An 18,708-nucleotide genomic window follows, 5' to 3' on the forward strand; every position below is an offset into this window, starting at 1 on the left:
CGCCGTCTTTTTCAACCCGCCCGACCGATGTCCTCGTTGCCACAAGTGCTTCGCTGCGCCCCGTTCCTGCGGGGCGCGCTCCTGGCCGCGTCCGGCCTGTTCCTCGCGTCCACCGCCTCCGCCCTCGAGAAGCCGGACATGACGTATCCAATCTTTCAATTCCCCGCCGACCGGATCCCGCGCATCGACGGCGACGCCTCGGACTGGGCCATGGTGCCCGAGCGCTACGCCGTGCACCGCGACCAGATGCACAACACGTCGCAGTCGCAGCCCGCCGCCGGTGACCGCACCCTCGCCTTCAGCGTGAAGGTGGGCTGGGTGAAGGGCCTCAACCGGCTCTATTTCCTCTACGAAGCCGAGGACGATTACTGGGACTTCGCCTCGCCCGACCTGCGCAACGACACTTTCGAGATCATGGTCGACGGCGACGCCTCCGGCGGCCCGTTCATCGACAAGGGCCACAAGGAATTCTGGACGCCCGACCGCGTGGGCGAAGCCGCCGCCCGTCCGGACGACCGCATCAGCGTCGACGACGCCAACTGGACGGTTCACGGGGTGCACGCACAGAACTATCATATTTTCACGCCCGCGGTGGACAAGGACTGGGCGCTGATGTGGGGCGCGCCGACATGGACCAAGGAATTTCCCTGGGCGAATGCCGCGCAATCCTTCCAGTTCAAACACGGCGAATCCGGCAAGCTCACCCTCGAATTCTGGATCACGCCCTTCGACTACGCCGGACCCGAAGGTCCGCAGCGCGCCGTCGAATCCGTGCTCCGCGAAGACAAGATCATCGGTCTTTCCTATATCGTGATCGACTACGACGGGCCCTCGCCGCGCGGCTTCTGGGTACTGTCGCCGCAACGCACGTCCTACGGCCACGCGTCGGAGTTGTGCGCTTTCCGGCTCATGCCGCTCGAACCCGAGTTCGTGCCGAAGCTCGCCGCGCAATGGAGCTGGCAGGTCGTCGACATGGATCGACGCCTCGTCGCGTTCAAGGATCTCTCGGTCGGCAATGTCACCTCCTGGAAATGGACCTTCGGCGACGGCTCCACGTCGACCGAGCAGCACCCGCAGCACGCCTACGCCAAACCCGGCAGCTACGTCATCGTCCTCGAAGTCTCCGGCCCGGACGGCACCGCCCGCCGCTCGAAAGTCTGGGACGTGCAACTCCGCTGATTCCAGCGTCCGTCGCTTTCTCTCCCCATGAAACTCCGCTCCCTGTTCGGCTCCCTGCTGCTCGCCTGTTCGGTGCAGGCGGCTCCGGAGCTCCCGCGGCTGGAAGTCCGCGGCCAGGCCACCCAGCTCATCGTCGACGGGCGGCCTTATCTCGTCCGCGGCGGCGAGATCGCCAACACCGCGTCGTCAGATCTCGAATACATGAAAACCTCAGTCTGGCCGAACATGGCCCGGCTGAATCTCAACACCGTGCTCGTTGCCGTCGCCTGGGCGTGGGTCGAACCGGAGGAAGGCCGCTTCGATTTCACCCTCGTCGACCAGCTGCTCGCCGGCGCGCGCGAGCACGACCTGCGCGTCATGTTTCTCTGGTTCGGCAGCTGGAAGAACAGCGTTTCCAGCTTCGTGCCCACCTGGGTGAAACACGACCAGGCACGCTTCCCGCGCGTCCGCCTCGCGAGCGGCGACTCCGTCGAGATCCTCAGCCCGTTTTCGACCGCGGCGCGCGATGCCGACACCCGCGCCTACGTGAAATTCATGGAGCATCTGCGCGACGTCGATCCGCAGCACACGGTCGTCATGATTCAGATGCAGAACGAGGTCGGTGTCCTCGGCGACTCCCGCGATCGCGGCGACGCTGCCAACACCGCCTTCGCCGCGCCCGTGCCGTCGGAGTTGATGGCCGCGCTGCAACGCAACGAAGCCACCCTCTCGCCCGCGCTGCTCCGCCTCTGGACCGCCGCCGGCAAGAAAGCTCAAGGCACTTGGACGGAGGTCTTCGGCCACTCGCCCGCAACGGATGAACTGTTCATGGCGTGGCACTACGCGCGCTACATGCATCACATGACCGCGGCCGGCAAAGCCGTGCTGCCGCTGCCCGTGTTCACCAACACCTGGATCGTGCAACCGGAGGACAAGCGCCCCGGCGATTATCCGAGCGGCGGTCCGCAACCGCTTTCGCTCGACGTCTGGAAAGCCGGCGCGCCCGCGATCGATCTCAACTGCCCCGACATCTACCTGCCGAATTTCGACGAGCACGTCGCCGCGTTCCACCGTTCCGACAATCCGCTCTTCGTGCCCGAATCGCGCGGCGATCGCGCCGGTGTCGCCAACGCGTTCTACGCCATCGGCGCGCACGCCGCGATCGGCTATTCGCCCTTCGGCATCGACAACACCGCGCGTCTCGTGGGCCTCCGCCCGCCTCCCGGCACGCCCGCGCCGACCGATCTCGAAAACCTGCCGCTCGCCCGCGCCTACGCCGTGCTGCGCGACCAGTCCGCCTTTATTCTCGAACACCAATCCGCCGGCACCCTCCGCGCCGCCTGGCTCAACCGCGACAAGCCCGCGCAAGACATCAAACTCGGCAACCACACCTTGCACGTCGAACTCCGCCGCAATTCCCGCGACCAGAGTTTCATGAGCGACACCGGTTACGCGCTCATCGCCGCGCTCGGTCCCGACGAATTCCTCGTCACCGCGACCGACGTGCAGATCACGTTCTCTCCGGCCACGCCGGGCGATCCGATCGACGGCATCGCGGACGCCGAAACCGGCACGTTCCGGGACGGTCGCTGGACTGCGACCCGCAAGATGAGCGGCGACGACATCATGCTGAATTATCATCTCGCCGAACAAGCTGCCGCGCGCCAGTCCGGCGCCGGCCTCCGCTTCGGTCCTGACGGCCCGACCAGCCAGCGCGTGACGCTCTACCGCTACCGGTAAACCGCCGCGCACTCCACGCTCCGCCCGCCGTCACGCATGTCGTTCCTCCGTTTCTTCCTGCTGCCGTTTCTCGCCAGCGCCGCTCTCGCCATGACGCCCGTCGATTTCAATGTGCGCGATTTCGGCGCGAAGGGCGATGGTGTCGCCCTCGACTCGCCAGCGATCAACGCCGCGATCGAGGCGGCGGCCGCCGCCGGTGGAGGTGTCGTCCGCCTTCCTGCTGGCCGCTACCTGAGCTTCTCGCTCCGGCTGCGCAGCCACCTGCAGCTGCGCTTCGATCCCGGCGCCGTCCTCGTCGCGGTCGACCCCGCCTCCGGGCTCGGCCGCTACGACGACCCGGAACCGAATCCCTCCAATCTGTATCAGGATTTCGGGCACAGTCACTGGCGCAACAGCCTGATCTGGGGCGAGGGCCTGGAAAACGTTTCCATCGTCGGTCCCGGCTTCATCGACGGCACTGCGGGACTCGTCCGCCACGGACCGCCGCCGAAACGCCCGGTCGGCGAACCCGGCAGCGGCCAGGCCCGCGGCCCGGAACGCGACATGAGCGGCATCGGCAACAAGGCCATCGCGCTGAAGAACTGCCGCAACGTCACGCTCCGCGATTTCTCCGTGCTCAACGCCGGCCACTTCGCGCTCCTCGCCACCGGCGTCGACCACCTCACGATCGACAACGTCAAGGTCGACTCGAATCGCGACGGCTTTGACATCGACGCCTGCCGCCACGTGCGCATCTCGAACTGCAGCGTCAACACGCCAAACGACGACGCCATCGTGCTCAAGGCCAGTTACGCGCTCGGCGAGCGCCGCTCGACGGAGAACGTCACCATCACCAACTGCACGGTGAGCGGTTTCGACGTTGGCTCGATGCTCGACGGCACGTTCCGTCGCACGCAGGAACGCGCGCCCGATCGCGACGGTCCGACCGGCCGCATCAAGTTCGGCACCGAGTCGAACGGTGATTTTCGCAACATCACCATCGCGAACTGCATCTTTGTCCGCTCCCGCGGCCTCGCGCTCGAAAGCGTCGACGGCGGGGTGATCGAGGATGTCACCGTCACGAATCTCGCGATGAGCGAAATCGTGAACGCGCCGATCTTCCTCCGACTGGGCAACCGCGCCCGCGGCCCCGCCGGCACGCCGATCGGCGCCATCCGGCGGGTGCAAATCAGCCATGTCACCGTCAACGACTGCGACGCGCGTTATCCGATCCTGATCGCGGGGCTCGAGAATTATCCGATCGAGGACCTCACGCTCAGCGACCTGCATCTCGTCTCCCGCGGCGGCCTTTCTCCCGAGATCGTCGCGCGTCAGCCCGCGGAGCTCGTGAACCCGTTTTTCCTCCGCGGCGATGAAGCAGGCATCACGGGTCCGCGCGATCCGTTCGCGGTGCCCCAGCGCGCCGCCGCTTATCCCGAGCCGAGCATGTTCGGGCTGCTGCCCGCCAGTTTCGTCTACGCGCGTCACGTGCGCGCGCTGACCGTATCCGCGGTTACGTTACGCTTCCAGACGGCCGACACCCGGCCGCTGGTCGTGCTCGAACAGGCGGAGGGCGTCACGTTCGAAAATGTCCGCCTGCCCGCCGACCCGGCTTCGCCGCGCTTCGTGCTGCGACAGGTCGCCGATTTCGAAGCGCACCGGTGTTCGGGCGTCGACGACGTCCGCTTCGACGCCGTGTCCGATCGCAGCTTTTAGGGCGGCTTCGTCCCGCTCGGTGGCTTCCGGCACTCCGCGGTAGCGGCGGATTTTGACCCGCCTTCGATTGCTTGCGGCATCGTTTCCTTGCTCCACGCGCGGGGAGGGACGACAATCCTCTCCAGGTTCACACACGCACCCCGGTTCACTGACGCCTAGAGTCTTCAGTCGAACATGAATGCCTTCATCCGTTGCGGAGCCGTTTTCGGCTTGGCCGTCGCGACCCGTGTCGCAGGCGCATCAAACCTGCCGCTGCCCGCGCTCACCACTCCGACCAACGAGCGGGAACCGGGCTTCCATTTGGAGCTGTTGCCCAAAGCGTTTCAGCGCAATCCGCAGCTGGAAATGACCGTGCTGACGGAGGTCACCCCCGATGGACGAGCGCAGCCAGCCCCGGCACCGGAGCGCCCCGCCTACTACGCGATCTATAACTCCGGCATGCAGCAGCGCGGACAACCGGTGGCGGGGTTCACCGCCCCCGACCCCGTCTATTTGGAAGACGTGCTCCGGCGCGCACTTCGCGCCAGCGGTTTCCTGCCGGCGGGCCCGGAACATGCCCCCTCCGTGTTCCTGGTTCTGCATTGGGGCGTCCACTCGCAGATGGATTTCGAGATGCGCCGGATGTTTCCGGAACTGGCGCTGCGGCACCGCCTGGAGCGGATGCGACTCGTCGGCGGCCGGCGTTTCGAAACGTTCCTCCTCCGGCGCATCCAGTTTGCCGAAGGTCTGGTGCCGCTGCCTTCCAAGCAGGAGAATCTGCACGATCAGGCGATGCAGGATATCTATTTCGCCATCGTATCCGCCTACGATTACGCCGCTCTCAGCAACGGCCGGCGCCGACTGCTCTGGCGCACCAGCCTCACCGCCGGAGCCACCGGCATCTCGCTGCGCGAGTCGATGCCTGCGCTCCTCCTCAGCGGCGGCCCGTATTTCGGCCGCGAGATGCCCGAGCCCGAGTTCGTGTTCCGCCGGTTGCGGCGAGGCGTCGTCGAGTTCGGCGAACCGCAGGTAGTGGAAACGGATGTCGACCTGTCGCGGTGAGCGGCGCGGGCGGACGTAGCGGGTGGCGTTCGAACTGACCGGAGCACGGTACAGGTTGCGCGCCGTCCGAAACCTGGCGAGGCTCCGCGCCCCTGCCCATGACCGCCTCGCTTCTCCGTGCGTTTCGCACCGTCATTATCGCGGCTGCCTTCGCCGCCACCGCCCGTGCGGAGGCGTCGTGGCCCCGGCACTACGATCTCGCGGCGATGGCACCCACCGCGACCTTCCCCGCAGAAAACGGCGCGGGCTTCGATCTCGGCACCGCACCGAGCGCCGAAGGCCGGCCGTTCTTCTTTTCGGTCGCGCTGCCGGAGGGCAACTATCGCGTGAGCGTCACGTTCGGCGATGCCGCCACCGCGTCCGACAACACCGTGAAAGCCGAATCGCGCCAGCTCATGCTCGAGCGCGTGACCACCCGTGCCGGCGAATTCGTCACCCGCCGCTTCTTCGTTAACGTCCGCAACCGCCAGATCCCGCCGCCCGAGAAATTCGCTCCCGGCGGCACCGCGGTCGTGTTGAACGAACGCGAAACCGACCTGCTGCGCTGGGACGACAAGCTCACGCTCGAGTTCAACGGTTCCGCGCCGCGCGTCGCCGCGATCGACATCGAACCGGCCGCCGTTCCGACCGTGTTCCTGCTCGGCGACTCCACGGTGACTGACCAGCCTTACGAGCCGGCCGCGAGCTGGGGCCAGATGCTACCGCGCTTTCTCGAGAAAGTCGCCGTCGCCAATCACGCCGAGTCGGGCGAAACGATGAAGTCGTTCATTTCCGGCCTGCGCCTTGCCAAGGTGCTCAGCCAGGCGAAGGCGGGCGATTACTTCTTCATCCAGTTCGGTCACAACGACGAGAAGCGCAACTGGCCGCAAACCTACGTCGACGCCCACACAACCTACCGCGCCTACCTGCGCGTGTTCATCGCGGAAGCGCGCCTGCGCGGCGTGACGCCCGTGCTGGTCACCTCGATGCAGCGCCGGACGTTCGATGAGCAGGGCAAAATCCGCAATACGCACGGCGACTACACCGAGGCGGTTCGGATCGTCGCCGCCGAGGAGAATGTCGCCCTGATCGATCTCGATCGCATGAGCGTCGCGTTCTACGAAGCGCTCGGCCAGAAACGCGCGCCGCTCGCCTTCAACCAGGGCGGCAAGGACGCCACGCATCACAACAACTACGGCGCCTACGAACTCGCCAAGTGCGTGGTGCAGGGCATCCGCGACGCCAACCTGCCGCTCGCAAAAAAGATCGTCGCGGATTTCGCCGGCTTCGACCCGGGCCAGCCCGACGCGCCCGAGACGTTTCAGTTCGCCGCAAGTCCGCTCCGCAGCGACACGCGCCTGCGCGGCAACTGAGCACCCGCGCGGCGGCCGCTTAGCCGCCGCGCAACGCCTGCGCGACCGCCGCAAGCAGTTCGTCCGCGGTGAACGGCTTGCGCAGCTGCGGCTTGAGCGTCTCGCCGGCCGACGCGAGTTGCGACGGATCGTAGCCGCTCATCAGCAGCACGCGAAGCGCGGGTTTGTCGGCGGCCAGCCGGGCCGCGAGTTCGTGGCCGTCGACCTTGCCCGGCATCACCACGTCGCTGAGCAGCAGATCGACCTCGTCGCGGTGGGTGGCCCACTGCTCCAGCGCATCGGTCCCGCACTTCGCCTCGATCACGCGATAGCCCTGGCGCCGCAGGATCGACGTCACGAGCATGCGCACCGCCACCTCGTCCTCGGCGACCAGCACGGTGGCATCGCCGCGCGGACAGCTCGCGGGCGCCGCCTCGGCATCGCCGGTCGCCTCCACCCGTTCGCTGCGCGGCAGATAAACGTGAAACGTCGTGCCCTCGCCGAGGCGCGTGTCGACCTCGATCCAACCCTGGTGCTGCAACACGATCCCGAGTGAAATCGCCAGCCCGAGCCCGGTGCCCTTGCCCGCGGCCTTGGTGGTGTAGAAAGGTTCGAAGATCTGCGGCAGCACCTCCGGCGGGATGCCGCAGCCCGTATCCGAAACGGTGAGACGCACGTGCGGGCCGGGCCGCGCGCGCGGCTCACGCTGGCAATGCTCCGCGGTGACCGTCGCGGCGGACGTCGCGATCACGAGCCGCCCGCCCTTCGGCATCGCATCGCGGGCGTTCACCGCCATGTTCAACACCACCTGCTCCAGCATGCCGAGATCGGCATGCGTCCGCAGCGGCTCGCCCGCGGTGCGGCTCTCGAGCTCGATGCGCTCGCCGATGACGTGGCGCAGGAGCTTGCCCACGCCCGCAACCACGTCGTTGAGATCGAGCGTCTCCGGCTGCATCGCCTGATGGCGGCTGAACACCAGGAGCTGCCGCGTGAGATTCGTCGCTCGCTGCGCGGCGGCGCGGATGTCGCGGCCCGCGTTTTCCCGCTCGACCGGCGTCAGGTCGGGCTCGTTGAGCAATTCGCTCTGCCCGAGGATGACGGTGAGCAGGTTGTTGAAATCGTGCGCGATGCCGCCGGCGAGCTGGCCGATCGCCTCCATTTTTTGCGACTGCCGCAGCTGCGCCTCCACTTTCAGCCGCTCGGCGATCTGTTCCTGCAGGCTGGCGTTGATCCGCGCGAGTTGCGCGGTGCGCTCCGAAACGCGCTGCTCCAGCCGCGCATGCGACTCGCGCAGATCGGCCTCGGCCTGCTGGCGCACGGTGACCTCGTATTGCAGCTCGGCGGTCCGCAACGACACCTGGCGCTCGAGCTCCGCATTGCGCTGCCGCACCACCCGCATGCGCCAGCGCAAGCCGCCGCCGATCACGCCGAAAGCGATCGCGCCGGCCGCGAGGCGCAGCCAGAGCGTCTGCCACCAATGTGGCGCCACCTCGATCCGCACCGCGGCGCCCGTGGTATTCCAAACGCCATCGGCGTTGCTCCCCTGGACGCGGAACGTGTAGCTCCCCGGCGGCAGCGAGGTGTAGGTGGCCGAACGCGCGCGCGCCGACGTGGTGTTCCAGTCGTTGTCCCAGCCTTCGAGCCGGTAGCGAAACTGATTCTTTTCCGGCGCCGAGAAATCCAGCGCCGAGAAACGCAGGTGAAATCCGGGCTGCCCCGCGGGAACGTGAAGGATGTCGCCGAGGTTGACGATCGCCGCCGGGGGCCGGCCATTTGCCGTATTCGGCGGGGCGCCGATCCAGCGCAGCTCCGTCAGCACGACCGGCGGCGGCACCGGGTTGTCCTCGAGTTCTTCCGGCGTGAACTCGACGATGCCGGCGCGCGTGCCGAGATACACGCGCCCGTCGGGCCCGAGCGCGCCGGCGCGTTGGGCGAACACGCTCGCCGGCAGGCCGTCGGCTTTATCGTAGTTGCGAAATGTCTCCCGCACGGGATCGAAATCGGACAACCCATTCGCGGTGCCGAGCCAGAGGTGTCCCCGGCGGTCGCGCACGATCGTCATCACGGCCGGATTCGGCAGTCCGTCGCGCACGCCATACTGGCGCACGAAGCGCTGTTCGCGCCGGTCGAATTTCAGCAGTCCATCCGCGGCGCCGAGCCAGAGAGTGTCGTGGTCTCCTGCCGCGAGGCAGTGCAGGCTCCGGCTTCCTCCGCCCGCCTCGTCCGGCGGCACATACGTGGCAAACCGACCGGTGGTCCGGTCGAGCCGCACGAGTCCCTCGGTTTCGGTCGCGAACCAAAGTTCGCCGTTCTCCGCGAGCCATCCGAGCAACGGATTCGTCGTCGGCTGCGAAGCCTGGCCCGGTGCCGCGGCCTGCGGAGCATAGTGCCGAAACCGCTCACCCTCGAGCCAGTCGAGCCCGTAGCTGCGCGCGCCCACCCACACGCCGCCGGCCGGATCGGGCAGCAGCGAATTCACCTGCCCGCCGGTAAACGAATAGGTGCCGTTCGGCGCCGGCACATTCGACGGCGAGGTCGCGTAGGTGCTGAAGCGCACGCCGTCGTAGCGATAGATGCCGCGATAGTTCGAGCCGACCCACACGACGCCGTCGGACCCGATCGCGATCGTCGACAGATCGTTGCTGGGCAGCGTCGCGGAATCCTGCGGGTCGTGCAGGAAACGAGTCCACCCGTCGTCATCGAGTCGGTTCAGCCCATTCACCGTGCTCGCCCACAAGCGTCCGGCGGGGTCGAACGCGAGGCCCGCGATCCGGTTTTCGCTCAACGTGCGGGGATCGCCGGCATTGTGACGATGCGTGCGAAACGGCTTCACGTCGCTGCGCAGCCGATTCACCCCGCCGGCATACGTGCCGACCCAGATGTTGCCCGCGCGATCCTCGAAGATCGCCTGCACGAGATCGTCATTGAGGCTGCTCGGATCGCCCGGCACGCGCCGGTAGGAGGTGAACTTGCCCGTCGCGCGATCGAACAGGTGCACGCCGCCGCGGGTAGCGAACCACAGCCGGCCTTTGCGATCCACGAGCGCATCGCGCACGAAATTCGCACCGGGATTACCGGCGTCGCCGGGAACATACACGCGGTCGAAACTCAGGCGCGGTTCCTGCACGGCGTGGCGTTCGACGCGTTCGATCCGCGGACGGAAGCGGTTCGCGCCCTGCTCGGTCAACGCCCAGAACGCGCCGTCCGTGTCGCGGACGACTTTGTTGACGGCATTGTGGCTCAGGCTGCGGAGATCGCCGGGATCGTGCAGGCAGGTCAGAAACGCGCCCGTGCGCGGATCGAACGCCGCGAGGCCGTCGCTCGTGCCGAGCCACAACAAGCCGGTGGTCGGATCCTCGACGATCGAACGGATCGTATCCTTCGCGGTGCTACCCTCGACCACCTGCGGCCGCAGAAAGGTCCGGAATGTGCCGCGTTCCCGATCGTCCAGCCGCGCCAACCCTTCGCGGGTGCCGACCCACAGCCGGCCGGAAGCATCCTCGTAAATGCAGGTGACGACATTGTTCGGCAAACCCTCGGCGCGGCCTGGCTCGTGCCGGTAGTGCCGAAACGTATCCGTTTGCCGGTCGTAACGATCGAGCCCGCCTTCCGTGCCGATCCACAGCGCACCGGCCCGGTCGACGAGCAACGCCCAGACAATCTGGTTGCCCATCGATTGCGGATCCGCCGCATCGTGCTGGCGCACCACCAGCTCGTAGCCATCGTAGCGCGCCAGCCCACCGAGGCGCAGGCCGAACCACATGAAGCCGGCAGGGTCCTGCGCAATCGCGCGAACATCAGAATGCGCCAGGCCTTCGTCCTCCGTGATTTGCACCCAGCTCGCGACCGGCGCCGCCGCCCGGACCCAGGCACCCGCCAGCAGCCAGCCCAACAACATCAGGCTGATCGACAGGAAATGAGCACGCCGGCGCCGGCCGCAACAGCGGGCGACGGACGCGGGAAGGCGGGAAGACGGCACGCGGAGAAAAGTGGACGTGAGGGGTTTTCCGTTTCCTTCGTCACAGCGCGACGCCAAATAAAGCCGCGGGGCTCATTTCGCCCCTCCGGTCCTCCCCCGAGGGCGGTTCTCCAACCGTCGTCGACCCGGTTCCAACGGTCCGAGGTCAACGTCGTTTGCAGGTGCCGCGACGCTGCCAGATTCCTGCTTTTTACTCCCCGCGAATGTCCAAGACACGTTACGCCTTCGTCGGCACCGGCGGCCGCGCCATCAGCTTCGTCGAGCCCCTCGTCACCAGCTACAGCGAGCACAACGAGCTCGTCGCGCTCTGCGATCTCAGCCCCGCCCGCATGGCGTATTACAACGACATGCTCGCCGGCGAATGGGCCTATCACGCCGTGCCGACCTTCACCGCCGACAAATTCGACGAGCTGTTGCGCACCACCAAGCCCGACGTCGTTTTCGTCTGCTCGAAGGACTCCACGCACCACGACTACATCGTCCGCGCGCTCCACGCCGGCTGCGACGTGATCACGGAAAAGCCGCTCACGATCGACGCCGAAAAATGCCGCGCCATCCTCGCCGCGCAAAAGGCCTCCGGCCGCCGGCTGCGCGTCGCGTTCAACTACCGCTGGGCGCCGTTCCGCACCAAGGTGAAGGAGCTGCTCGCCGCCGGCACGATCGGCCGCGTGCACTCCGTCACCCTCGAATACCTCCTCGATACCAATCACGGCGCCGACTACTTCCGTCGCTGGCACGCCCACGCTGACGAGTCCGGCACGCTGCTCGTGCACAAGAGCACGCATCACTTCGACCTCGTGAACTGGTGGCTCGACGCCATCCCACAGCAGGTCTTCGCCTACGGCGATCTCGTGTTCTACGGAAAACAAAACGCAGTCGCCCGCGGCGATGCGCACCTGACGCGCTACGAACGCTACACGGGCGAACCGCTGGCCAAGGACGATCCCTTCCGCCTCGATCTCGACGAGAGCGAGCCGTTCCGCCGCATCTACCGCGCCGGCGAGGGCGACTCCGGCTATCTGCGCGACCGCAATGTCTTCCGCGACGACATCACCATCTACGACCAGATGTCGCTCAACGTCCGCTACCGCACCGGGCAGCTCCTCACGTATTCGCTCGTCTGTTACAGTCCGCGCGAGGGCATGCGCGTGTCGTTCAACGGCGACCGCGGCCGCCTCGAATACCACGAGTTCATCGGCACCCACATGAACCGCGCGGTGCGCCCGAAGGATTTCAAGCTCGACGAGAAGCCCGGCGCCGAGGCCGAGGGCGAGTGGATCCGCGTGTATCCCCATTTCAAATCCAGCTACCTCGTGCCCGTCGCCGCGCAGGGCGGCGCCCACGGCGGCGCCGACGAGATCCTCTGCCGCTCGTTCTACGATCCCGCCTCGCCGCAGACCGATCCGCTCGGCCGCTTCGCCGGCCACGAGCAGGGCGCCGCGTCCATCCTCGTCGGCATTGCCGGCGTCGAATCGATCCAGCGCAACCAGCCCGTGAACCTGACGGACCTCGTCGCGCTGCGCCCGGAAGCGACGCGCCTCAGCGAGCTGGTTTAGGCGGCAGGCCTGCGGCCGGTTGCGATCGGAGGCAGACGCGTTTCCCAAACTGTCCGACCAAGGCGCGCGCGCAGTGGGTGCACCCTTTTGCGACCGGTGACGTCACCCCGATTCACCCAATCCTGACCCCCGCATGATGAATTCTCGTTTCCTTCGTGTCGCGCTCTTCGGCGCCTGCACCGCACTCGCCGCCACTGCCGTTTACGCCGGCAATCTCGGCCGGCATTTCCCCTCCGAAAAGCGCAGCTACACCGATCCGGTGACCCAGCTGCCCGTCACGGTGCTGACGTCCGACGCCGCCAACGACGCCAAGCCCTACCAGACGCACACCACCTGGACCGCCGACGGCCAGTGGATCATCTTCCGCTCCGACCGCGCCGGCAGCGGCCCGCAGGCGTTTCTCGTCAACGAAAAGACCGGCGACATCATCCAGGTCACCGACGGTCCCGCGTCCGGCACCGGCAGCCTCAATCTCTCCCGGAAGGAGATGAAGCTCTACGTCATGCGCGGCGGTCCGGTTTGGGGCGCAAACGCCAACGACGCCAACGCCACCCCGCCGCTCCCGCGCCAGCTCGTCGAGATCGATCTCGGCAAACTCATCCCCGATTCTCTCGCTGGCAAAGTGAAGGAAGCGTCCGCTTACGAGCGCATCGTCTGCACGCTGCCTTCCGATCTGCGCGACGCCGGCGGCTTCGCACTCGATGCCGACGAATCCTGCGCCTACTGGGGCGTCGCCTGGGGCCCGCCCCCCGCCCGCCCCGCGCCGACCCACGCGAATCGCACGAAAGACGGCCGCTCCGTCGTCGACTCGCGCAACACCGACCCGGGCGAGGCCCGCGAGGCCGCCCGGAAACGTTTCGCCGAGGCCGGCAAAGGCCCCGGCGGCATCCGCCGCATCGACCTGAAGACCGGCGAAATCACCAAGGTCATCGATACCGAATTCCGCATGGGCCACGTGCAGACGAATCCGTGGGTCGCCGGCGAAATCATCTATTGCCACGAAACCACCGGCGACTCCCCGCAGCGCATGTGGACCGTGCGCGGTGACGGCTCGGGCAACCGCCCTCTCTACGTCGAGACGCCCGACGAGTGGATCACGCACGAAACCGTCTCGCAGCCCGACGAGGTCATGTTCCTCATCATCGGCCACCTGCCCTACCTGCGGAAACACCCGACCGGCGTCGCCGTGATCAACCTCCGCACCGACGACATGAAGATCATCGGCCAGACCGAGGAAGACATGGGCAACGGCCAGCTCGGTGGTTACTGGCACTGCAACGGCTCGCCCGACGGTCGCTGGGCCGTGGCCGACACGTTCAAGGGTAACATCTTCGTCATCGATCGGAATAACGGCCGCCAAGTCCTGCTCACCACCGATCACAAGATGAAGCCCGATCACACGCACCCGATCTTCAGCCCCGACAGCAAACGCGTGCTGATCCAGTCCGGCCATCTCACCGACGGCAAAAGCCTCGACCTGATGACCATCGAAATTCCCGCGAGCTGGTAAACCCCAGCCGCGCTTTCCCCAACGACCACGCCGCGCTCACCGCGCGGCGTTTTTTTTTGCGCTCCCTCGCCCGGAACAGCCCGATTCGCTATTTTCGTTGACAGAAACACTCGGCCTTAAGAGTTGCTGTCAGCGAAACATGGCCGCCCCGCCTCCCAAGTTCGATTTCAGCGTGATTCGCCGCCTGCGCGAACAGCACGAGATGACGCTCGCCGCGCTTTCCGAGGCGTCGAAGGTGTCCATCGCCGTCATCTCCAAGCTGGAGCGCAATCAAGCCACCGCCGAGCTCGACACGCTCTTCCGGCTCGCGCGCGCTTTCGGACTCAGCGCCACCGATCTGCTCGCGCTCACGGAGTCGCCGCTCGCGCACCAGGTCGACGAAACGACGTATCGCTCGGACAAATTCACGTTCCGCCAGATCCGGTTCGCGAACGTCGTAGGCCTGCTCGGCGAAGCGCCCGCCGGTGCGTCGATCAAACGACCGGAAATTCACCACGACGACACCGAGGTCTGCTGGATCATTTCCGGCCGGCTACGGCTCACGCTCCCGCACGAGACTTTCGAGCTGGAGAGCGGCACAAGCATCCAGTTCGACGCCATCCTCGAGCACTCCTACGAGGCGCTCACCGACGTCCGCCTCATCATCCTCCACCTCCGCAAAGACAAAAGATACTGAGCAGTGCAGTAACCACGAAAGACACGAAAAACTCCATCAGCCCAAGGAACACACTGAACACACGGAATCGCCGTCCCGCAGATCCGTTTTCATCATCCTTCCGTGTAATCCGTGTAATCCGTGTGTTCCGTGGGCCACGCCGCAGCTCCTTTTCGTGTGTTTCGTGTATTTCGTGGTTCCTCCCCTCTCCCCTCTAGACTCCCATGCGCATCGACGACTCCCTCCAACCCGCCGCGCTTCTGCCGGCGCTTGAGCGTTTCTGGAAACTCTCCGGCGACAAGATCGACCAACTCGTCCGCCACTACGATCCCGCCAAGGGTTCGCCCGTCTTCACCGTCGCCGGCAAATACACCACGCGCGGTTGGACCGAGTGGACCGAGGGTTTTCACTACGGCTCCGCGTTCCTTCAGTTCGACGCGACCAATGAGCGCCGCTTCGCCGGCATCGCGGAACAATACACCGTCGGTCGCATGGCCTCGCACGTCAGCCACATCGGCGTGCACGACCACGGTTTCAACAATCTCTCCACCTACGGCAACTGGCTGCGCCTCCTCCGCGAAAACCGCCTCGCGACCGACCCCGCGCGCCTCGATTTCTGCGAGCTCGCGCTGAAGGTCTCCGGCGCCGTCCAGGCCGCCCGCTGGTCTCCGATCCACGGCGGCGGCGGCTACATTTACTCGTTCAACGGTCCGCATAGTCTTTTCGTGGATACGATCCGCTCCTGCCGGATCGTGCTCGTCGCCCACGCGCTCGGCCACCGGCTCATGGGCGAAAACGACGCCGCCATCAACCTCCTCGAGCGCGCGCTGCAGCACGCCGACGCCACCGCGAAGTTCTCCGTCTACTACGGCAAGGGCCGCGACGCCTACGACGAGCGCGGCCGCACCGCACACGAGAGCATCTTCAACCCCAACGACGGCCGCTACCGCTGTCCGAATTCGCAGCAAGGCTACTCCGGCTTCACCACCTGGACCCGCGGACTCGCCTGGGCGATGCTTGGCTTCGCCGAACAGCTCGAATTCCTCGCCGCCCTCTCCGATCACGAATTCGCCCCGCTCGGCGGACGCGAACGCTGGCGCACGCTCTTCCTCGAAGCCGCCTCCGCCACCTGCGATTGGTATATCGCCAACACCGCCACCGACGGCATTCCCTATTGGGATGGCGGCGCGCCAAACCTCGCCAAGCTCGGCGACTGGCGGAATCGCCCCGCGGAACCGTTCAACGATCACGAACCGGTCGACAGCTCCGCCGCCGCGATCGGCGCGCAGGGTCTGCTCCGGCTCGGTCGTGTCATCGGTTTGGATACACCCGCCGGACGCCGCTACTCTCAGGCCGGTCTCACCACGCTCCGCACGCTTCTGTCCGAGCCCTACCTTTCCACCGCCTCCGACCACCAGGGCCTGCTGCTGCACACGGTCTACCACCGTCCAAACGGCTGGGACCACATCCCCGCCGGACGCAAAGTCCCCTGCGGCGAAGCCTGCATGTGGGGCGATTACCACATCCGCGAACTCGCGCTTTATGTGCAACGCCTCGCGCGCAACGAGCCCTACCTCACCTTCTTCGGCTGCCTGCCCCACCGCTGAATTCAGACCACGAAAAACACGAAACACACGAAAACCAAACCATAGGCCCACGGAACACACGGAAGACACGGAAGAATCAGACCTACTTCGCGATGACCTTTTTCCCTTCCGTGTCCTCCGTGTGTTCCGTGGGCCCCTCTTCTGAGTCCGTTTTCGTGTAGTTCGTGTTTTTCGTGGTTCCTCCCTCCTCATGACGCCTGCCTCGCTCGAACGCCTCTGTATCCACACGATCACCACGAAGCCGTGGCCGATTGAAACCGCCGTCGCCCGTTACGCTGCCGCCGGCGTCAAGGGCATCACCGTCTGGCGCGACGCCCTCGAGGGCCGCGATCCCGCCCGCGTCGGCACGCTGCTCCGCGACCACGGACTCGAGGTCGTCTCGCTCTGCCGCGGCGGATTCTTTCCCGCGTTCAACGCCGACGATCGCCGCCGCGCGCTCGACGACAACCGCCGCGCCATCGCCGAGGCGCACGCGATCGGCGCGCCGCTCGTCGTGCTCGTCTGCGGTGCCGTCCCGCGTCTGCCGCTCGCCGACGCCCGCCAGCACATCCGCGACGGCATCGCGGCGCTTTTGCCCGAGTGCGAGGCCGCCGGCGTGAAGCTCGGCATCGAACCGCTCCACCCGATGTATGCCGACTCCCGTTCGGCCATCAACACCCTCGGCCAAGCCAACGACCTCGCCGAGCAGCTCAACTCGCCGTGGGTCGGGGTCGCCGTCGACGTGTATCACCTGTGGTGGGACCCGGCGCTCGAGCAGGAGATCGCCCGCTGCGGCCGGCTCGGGAAACTCTTCGCCTACCACGTCTGCGACTGGCGCACTCCGACCACGGATCTGCTCCTCGACCGCGGCCTCATGGGCGAAGGCTGCATCCCGCTCCGCCAGATTCGCGGCTGGGTCGAGGCCGCCGGCTTCCGCGGCTTCAACGAAGTCGAGATCTTCTCTACCCGCCTCTGGGCGACCGACCAGGACGAGTTTCTCCGGAACATCGTCGCCGCCTACCGCCAGCACGTCTGACCCGATCCATCCGATCCATCCGATCCATGACACAGAGGGCACGGAGGTGATCACGGAGAGCACAGAGCAAAAATCGTGTTTCTCTCTGTGGCCTCTGTGCCTCCTCCGTGACCTCAGTGTAACCTCCTCCGCCTCCGATACACTTTCCGTCTTCGAATCTCTTACCAATGAAAACCCACCGCATCGGCATCATCATGAACGGCGTCACCGGACGCATGGGCACCAACCAGCACCTCATCCGCTCGATCAAGGCGATCATCGATCAGGGCGGCGTGAAGCTCTCCGACTCGGAGGTCATCCTGCCCGATCCGGTGCTCGTCGGCCGCAGTGAGGACAAGCTCCGCGCGCTCGCCGCGCGCACCGGCGTCTCGCGCATCTCGACCAACCTCGATGCCGAACTCGCGAATCCCGCCAACCAGATCTATTTCGACGCGACCCTCACCGGCCAGCGCCCCATCGGCGTGCGCAAGGCCATCGCCGCGAAGAAACACATCTACTGCGAGAAACCGACCGCCACCACCTCCGCCGAAGCCCTCGCCCTCGCGAAAGAGGTCACCGCCGCCGGCCTGAAAAACGGCGTCGTGCAGGACAAGCTCTGGCTGCCCGGCCTCCTCAAGCTGAAGTATCTCATCGATACCGGCTTCTTCGGCAAAATCCTCTCCGTCCGCGGCGAGTTCGGCTACTGGGTGTTCACCGGCGAACACGAAAAGCTCCAGCGCCCGTCCTGGAACTACCGCAAGGAGGACGACGGCGGCATCATCGTCGACATGCTCTGCCACTGGCAGTATGTGATCCAGAATCTCTTCGGCGATGTGAAGTCGCTCACCTGCCTCGGCGCTACGCACATCCCCGAGCGCTGGGACGAAGCCGGGAAGAAATATCGCTGCACCGCCGACGACGCCGCCTACGCGACGTTCGAGCTCACCAACGGCACGATCTGCCATTTCAACTCTTCGTGGACCGTCCGCGTGCGCCGCGACGATCTGCTCACGCTCCAGGTCGACGGCACGCACGGCACCGCCGTCGCGGGTCTCCGCGACTGCACCGCGCAACACCTCTCCGCGACACCGCGTTGTATCTGGAATCCGGATATCGACAGCCCGATCAAGTATTTCGAGGGCTGGACGCGCGTGCCCGATCAAGGTCCTTACGACAACGCATTCAAGGTGCAGTGGGAGCTGTTCCTGAAGCACGTCGTCACCGACAGCCCGTTCCCCTGGTCGTTGTATGAAGGCGCGAAAGGCGTCCAGCTCGCGGAGCTCGGCCTGAAATCCTGGTCCGAACGCCAGTGGGTCGACGTCCCGAAGCTCTAGAACGAAACCACGAAATACACGAAACACACGAAAACCAGATTGTGGCCCACGGAGCACACGGAAAACACGGAATCTTCCGCCAGGCCGTCGTTTCCGTCGGACACGTTT

General features: G+C 66.2%; 12 protein-coding genes. 11 read left to right on the top strand and 1 reads right to left on the bottom strand.

The window, feature by feature from the left end:
- Window positions 1-27 precede the first annotated feature (27 nt).
- The 5 genes from AC6RV7_RS05435 to AC6RV7_RS05455 all read left to right on the top strand — a co-directional run bounded on the left by AC6RV7_RS05435 (window position 28) and on the right by AC6RV7_RS05455 (window position 6,986).
- Complete coding sequence (locus tag AC6RV7_RS05435) at window positions 28-1,179, top strand: PKD domain-containing protein (protein ID WP_500092889.1); 1,152 nt, start codon at window positions 28-30, stop codon at window positions 1,177-1,179.
- Window positions 1,180-1,206: 27 nt separating this feature from the next.
- Window positions 1,207-2,898, top strand: a complete 1,692-nt coding sequence (locus AC6RV7_RS05440) for a GH35 family beta-galactosidase (protein WP_500092890.1) — start codon at window positions 1,207-1,209, stop codon at window positions 2,896-2,898.
- A 36-nt stretch (window positions 2,899-2,934) separates the two neighbouring features.
- Window positions 2,935-4,593 carry a rhamnogalacturonidase gene (locus AC6RV7_RS05445; RefSeq protein ID WP_500092891.1) on the top strand — a complete coding sequence of 553 codons (1,659 nt, stop codon included), beginning with the start codon at window positions 2,935-2,937 and terminating at the stop codon, window positions 4,591-4,593.
- 174 nt (window positions 4,594-4,767) lie between these two features.
- Window positions 4,768-5,634, top strand: a complete 867-nt coding sequence (locus AC6RV7_RS05450) for a hypothetical protein (protein ID WP_500092892.1) — start codon at window positions 4,768-4,770, stop codon at window positions 5,632-5,634.
- Between the two features lie 98 nt (window positions 5,635-5,732).
- Window positions 5,733-6,986 (top strand): rhamnogalacturonan acetylesterase, encoded by a 1,254-nt coding sequence (locus tag AC6RV7_RS05455; protein WP_500092893.1) that lies wholly within the window; start codon window positions 5,733-5,735, stop codon window positions 6,984-6,986.
- Window positions 6,987-7,005: 19 nt separating this feature from the next.
- Here the strand turns inward: AC6RV7_RS05455 and AC6RV7_RS05460 are convergent, their stop codons facing one another.
- The gene (locus tag AC6RV7_RS05460; protein ID WP_500092894.1) at window positions 7,006-10,944 is read right to left on the bottom strand and encodes a two-component regulator propeller domain-containing protein; all 3,939 of its coding nucleotides are present in this window, start codon (window positions 10,942-10,944) and stop codon (window positions 7,006-7,008) included.
- Window positions 10,945-11,147: 203 nt separating this feature from the next.
- On the opposite strand from AC6RV7_RS05460, the gene AC6RV7_RS05465 reads away from it, so the two are divergent.
- The 6 genes from AC6RV7_RS05465 to AC6RV7_RS05490 all read left to right on the top strand — a co-directional run bounded on the left by AC6RV7_RS05465 (window position 11,148) and on the right by AC6RV7_RS05490 (window position 18,600).
- Complete coding sequence (locus AC6RV7_RS05465) at window positions 11,148-12,500, top strand: Gfo/Idh/MocA family protein (RefSeq protein WP_500092895.1); 1,353 nt, start codon at window positions 11,148-11,150, stop codon at window positions 12,498-12,500.
- A 133-nt stretch (window positions 12,501-12,633) separates the two neighbouring features.
- Window positions 12,634-14,010, top strand: a complete 1,377-nt coding sequence (locus AC6RV7_RS05470; RefSeq protein WP_500092896.1) for an oligogalacturonate lyase family protein — start codon at window positions 12,634-12,636, stop codon at window positions 14,008-14,010.
- Between the two features lie 139 nt (window positions 14,011-14,149).
- Window positions 14,150-14,686, top strand: coding sequence for a helix-turn-helix domain-containing protein (locus tag AC6RV7_RS05475; protein WP_500092897.1), 537 nt, complete (start codon window positions 14,150-14,152; stop codon window positions 14,684-14,686).
- 203 nt (window positions 14,687-14,889) lie between these two features.
- Window positions 14,890-16,272, top strand: coding sequence for a glycosyl hydrolase (locus AC6RV7_RS05480; RefSeq protein WP_500092898.1), 1,383 nt, complete (start codon window positions 14,890-14,892; stop codon window positions 16,270-16,272).
- Window positions 16,273-16,462: 190 nt separating this feature from the next.
- A complete protein-coding gene (locus tag AC6RV7_RS05485; protein WP_500092899.1) occupies window positions 16,463-17,287 on the top strand; it encodes a sugar phosphate isomerase/epimerase family protein in 825 nt (274 codons plus the stop codon).
- Window positions 17,288-17,454: 167 nt separating this feature from the next.
- Window positions 17,455-18,600 carry a Gfo/Idh/MocA family protein gene (locus tag AC6RV7_RS05490; RefSeq protein WP_500092900.1) on the top strand — a complete coding sequence of 382 codons (1,146 nt, stop codon included), beginning with the start codon at window positions 17,455-17,457 and terminating at the stop codon, window positions 18,598-18,600.
- Window positions 18,601-18,708 lie beyond the last annotated feature (108 nt).

This window comes from Opitutus sp. sgz309028 (assembly GCF_059821195.1).

Bases quoted from the DNA above. Each gene is read 5' to 3' on its own strand.
- AC6RV7_RS05470 (WP_500092896.1), top strand. From the start codon at position 12,634: ATGATGAATTCTCGTTTCCTTCGTGTCGCGCTCTTCGGCGCCTGCACC.
- AC6RV7_RS05455 (WP_500092893.1), top strand. From the start codon at position 5,733: ATGACCGCCTCGCTTCTCCGTGCGTTTCGCACCGTCATTATCGCGGCT.
- AC6RV7_RS05450 (WP_500092892.1), top strand. From the start codon at position 4,768: ATGAATGCCTTCATCCGTTGCGGAGCCGTTTTCGGCTTGGCCGTCGCG.
- AC6RV7_RS05480 (WP_500092898.1), top strand. From the start codon at position 14,890: ATGCGCATCGACGACTCCCTCCAACCCGCCGCGCTTCTGCCGGCGCTT.
- AC6RV7_RS05440 (WP_500092890.1), top strand. From the start codon at position 1,207: ATGAAACTCCGCTCCCTGTTCGGCTCCCTGCTGCTCGCCTGTTCGGTG.
- AC6RV7_RS05465 (WP_500092895.1), top strand. From the start codon at position 11,148: ATGTCCAAGACACGTTACGCCTTCGTCGGCACCGGCGGCCGCGCCATC.
- AC6RV7_RS05445 (WP_500092891.1), top strand. From the start codon at position 2,935: ATGTCGTTCCTCCGTTTCTTCCTGCTGCCGTTTCTCGCCAGCGCCGCT.
- AC6RV7_RS05475 (WP_500092897.1), top strand. From the start codon at position 14,150: ATGGCCGCCCCGCCTCCCAAGTTCGATTTCAGCGTGATTCGCCGCCTG.
- AC6RV7_RS05485 (WP_500092899.1), top strand. From the start codon at position 16,463: ATGACGCCTGCCTCGCTCGAACGCCTCTGTATCCACACGATCACCACG.
- AC6RV7_RS05435 (WP_500092889.1), top strand. From the start codon at position 28: ATGTCCTCGTTGCCACAAGTGCTTCGCTGCGCCCCGTTCCTGCGGGGC.
- AC6RV7_RS05490 (WP_500092900.1), top strand. From the start codon at position 17,455: ATGAAAACCCACCGCATCGGCATCATCATGAACGGCGTCACCGGACGC.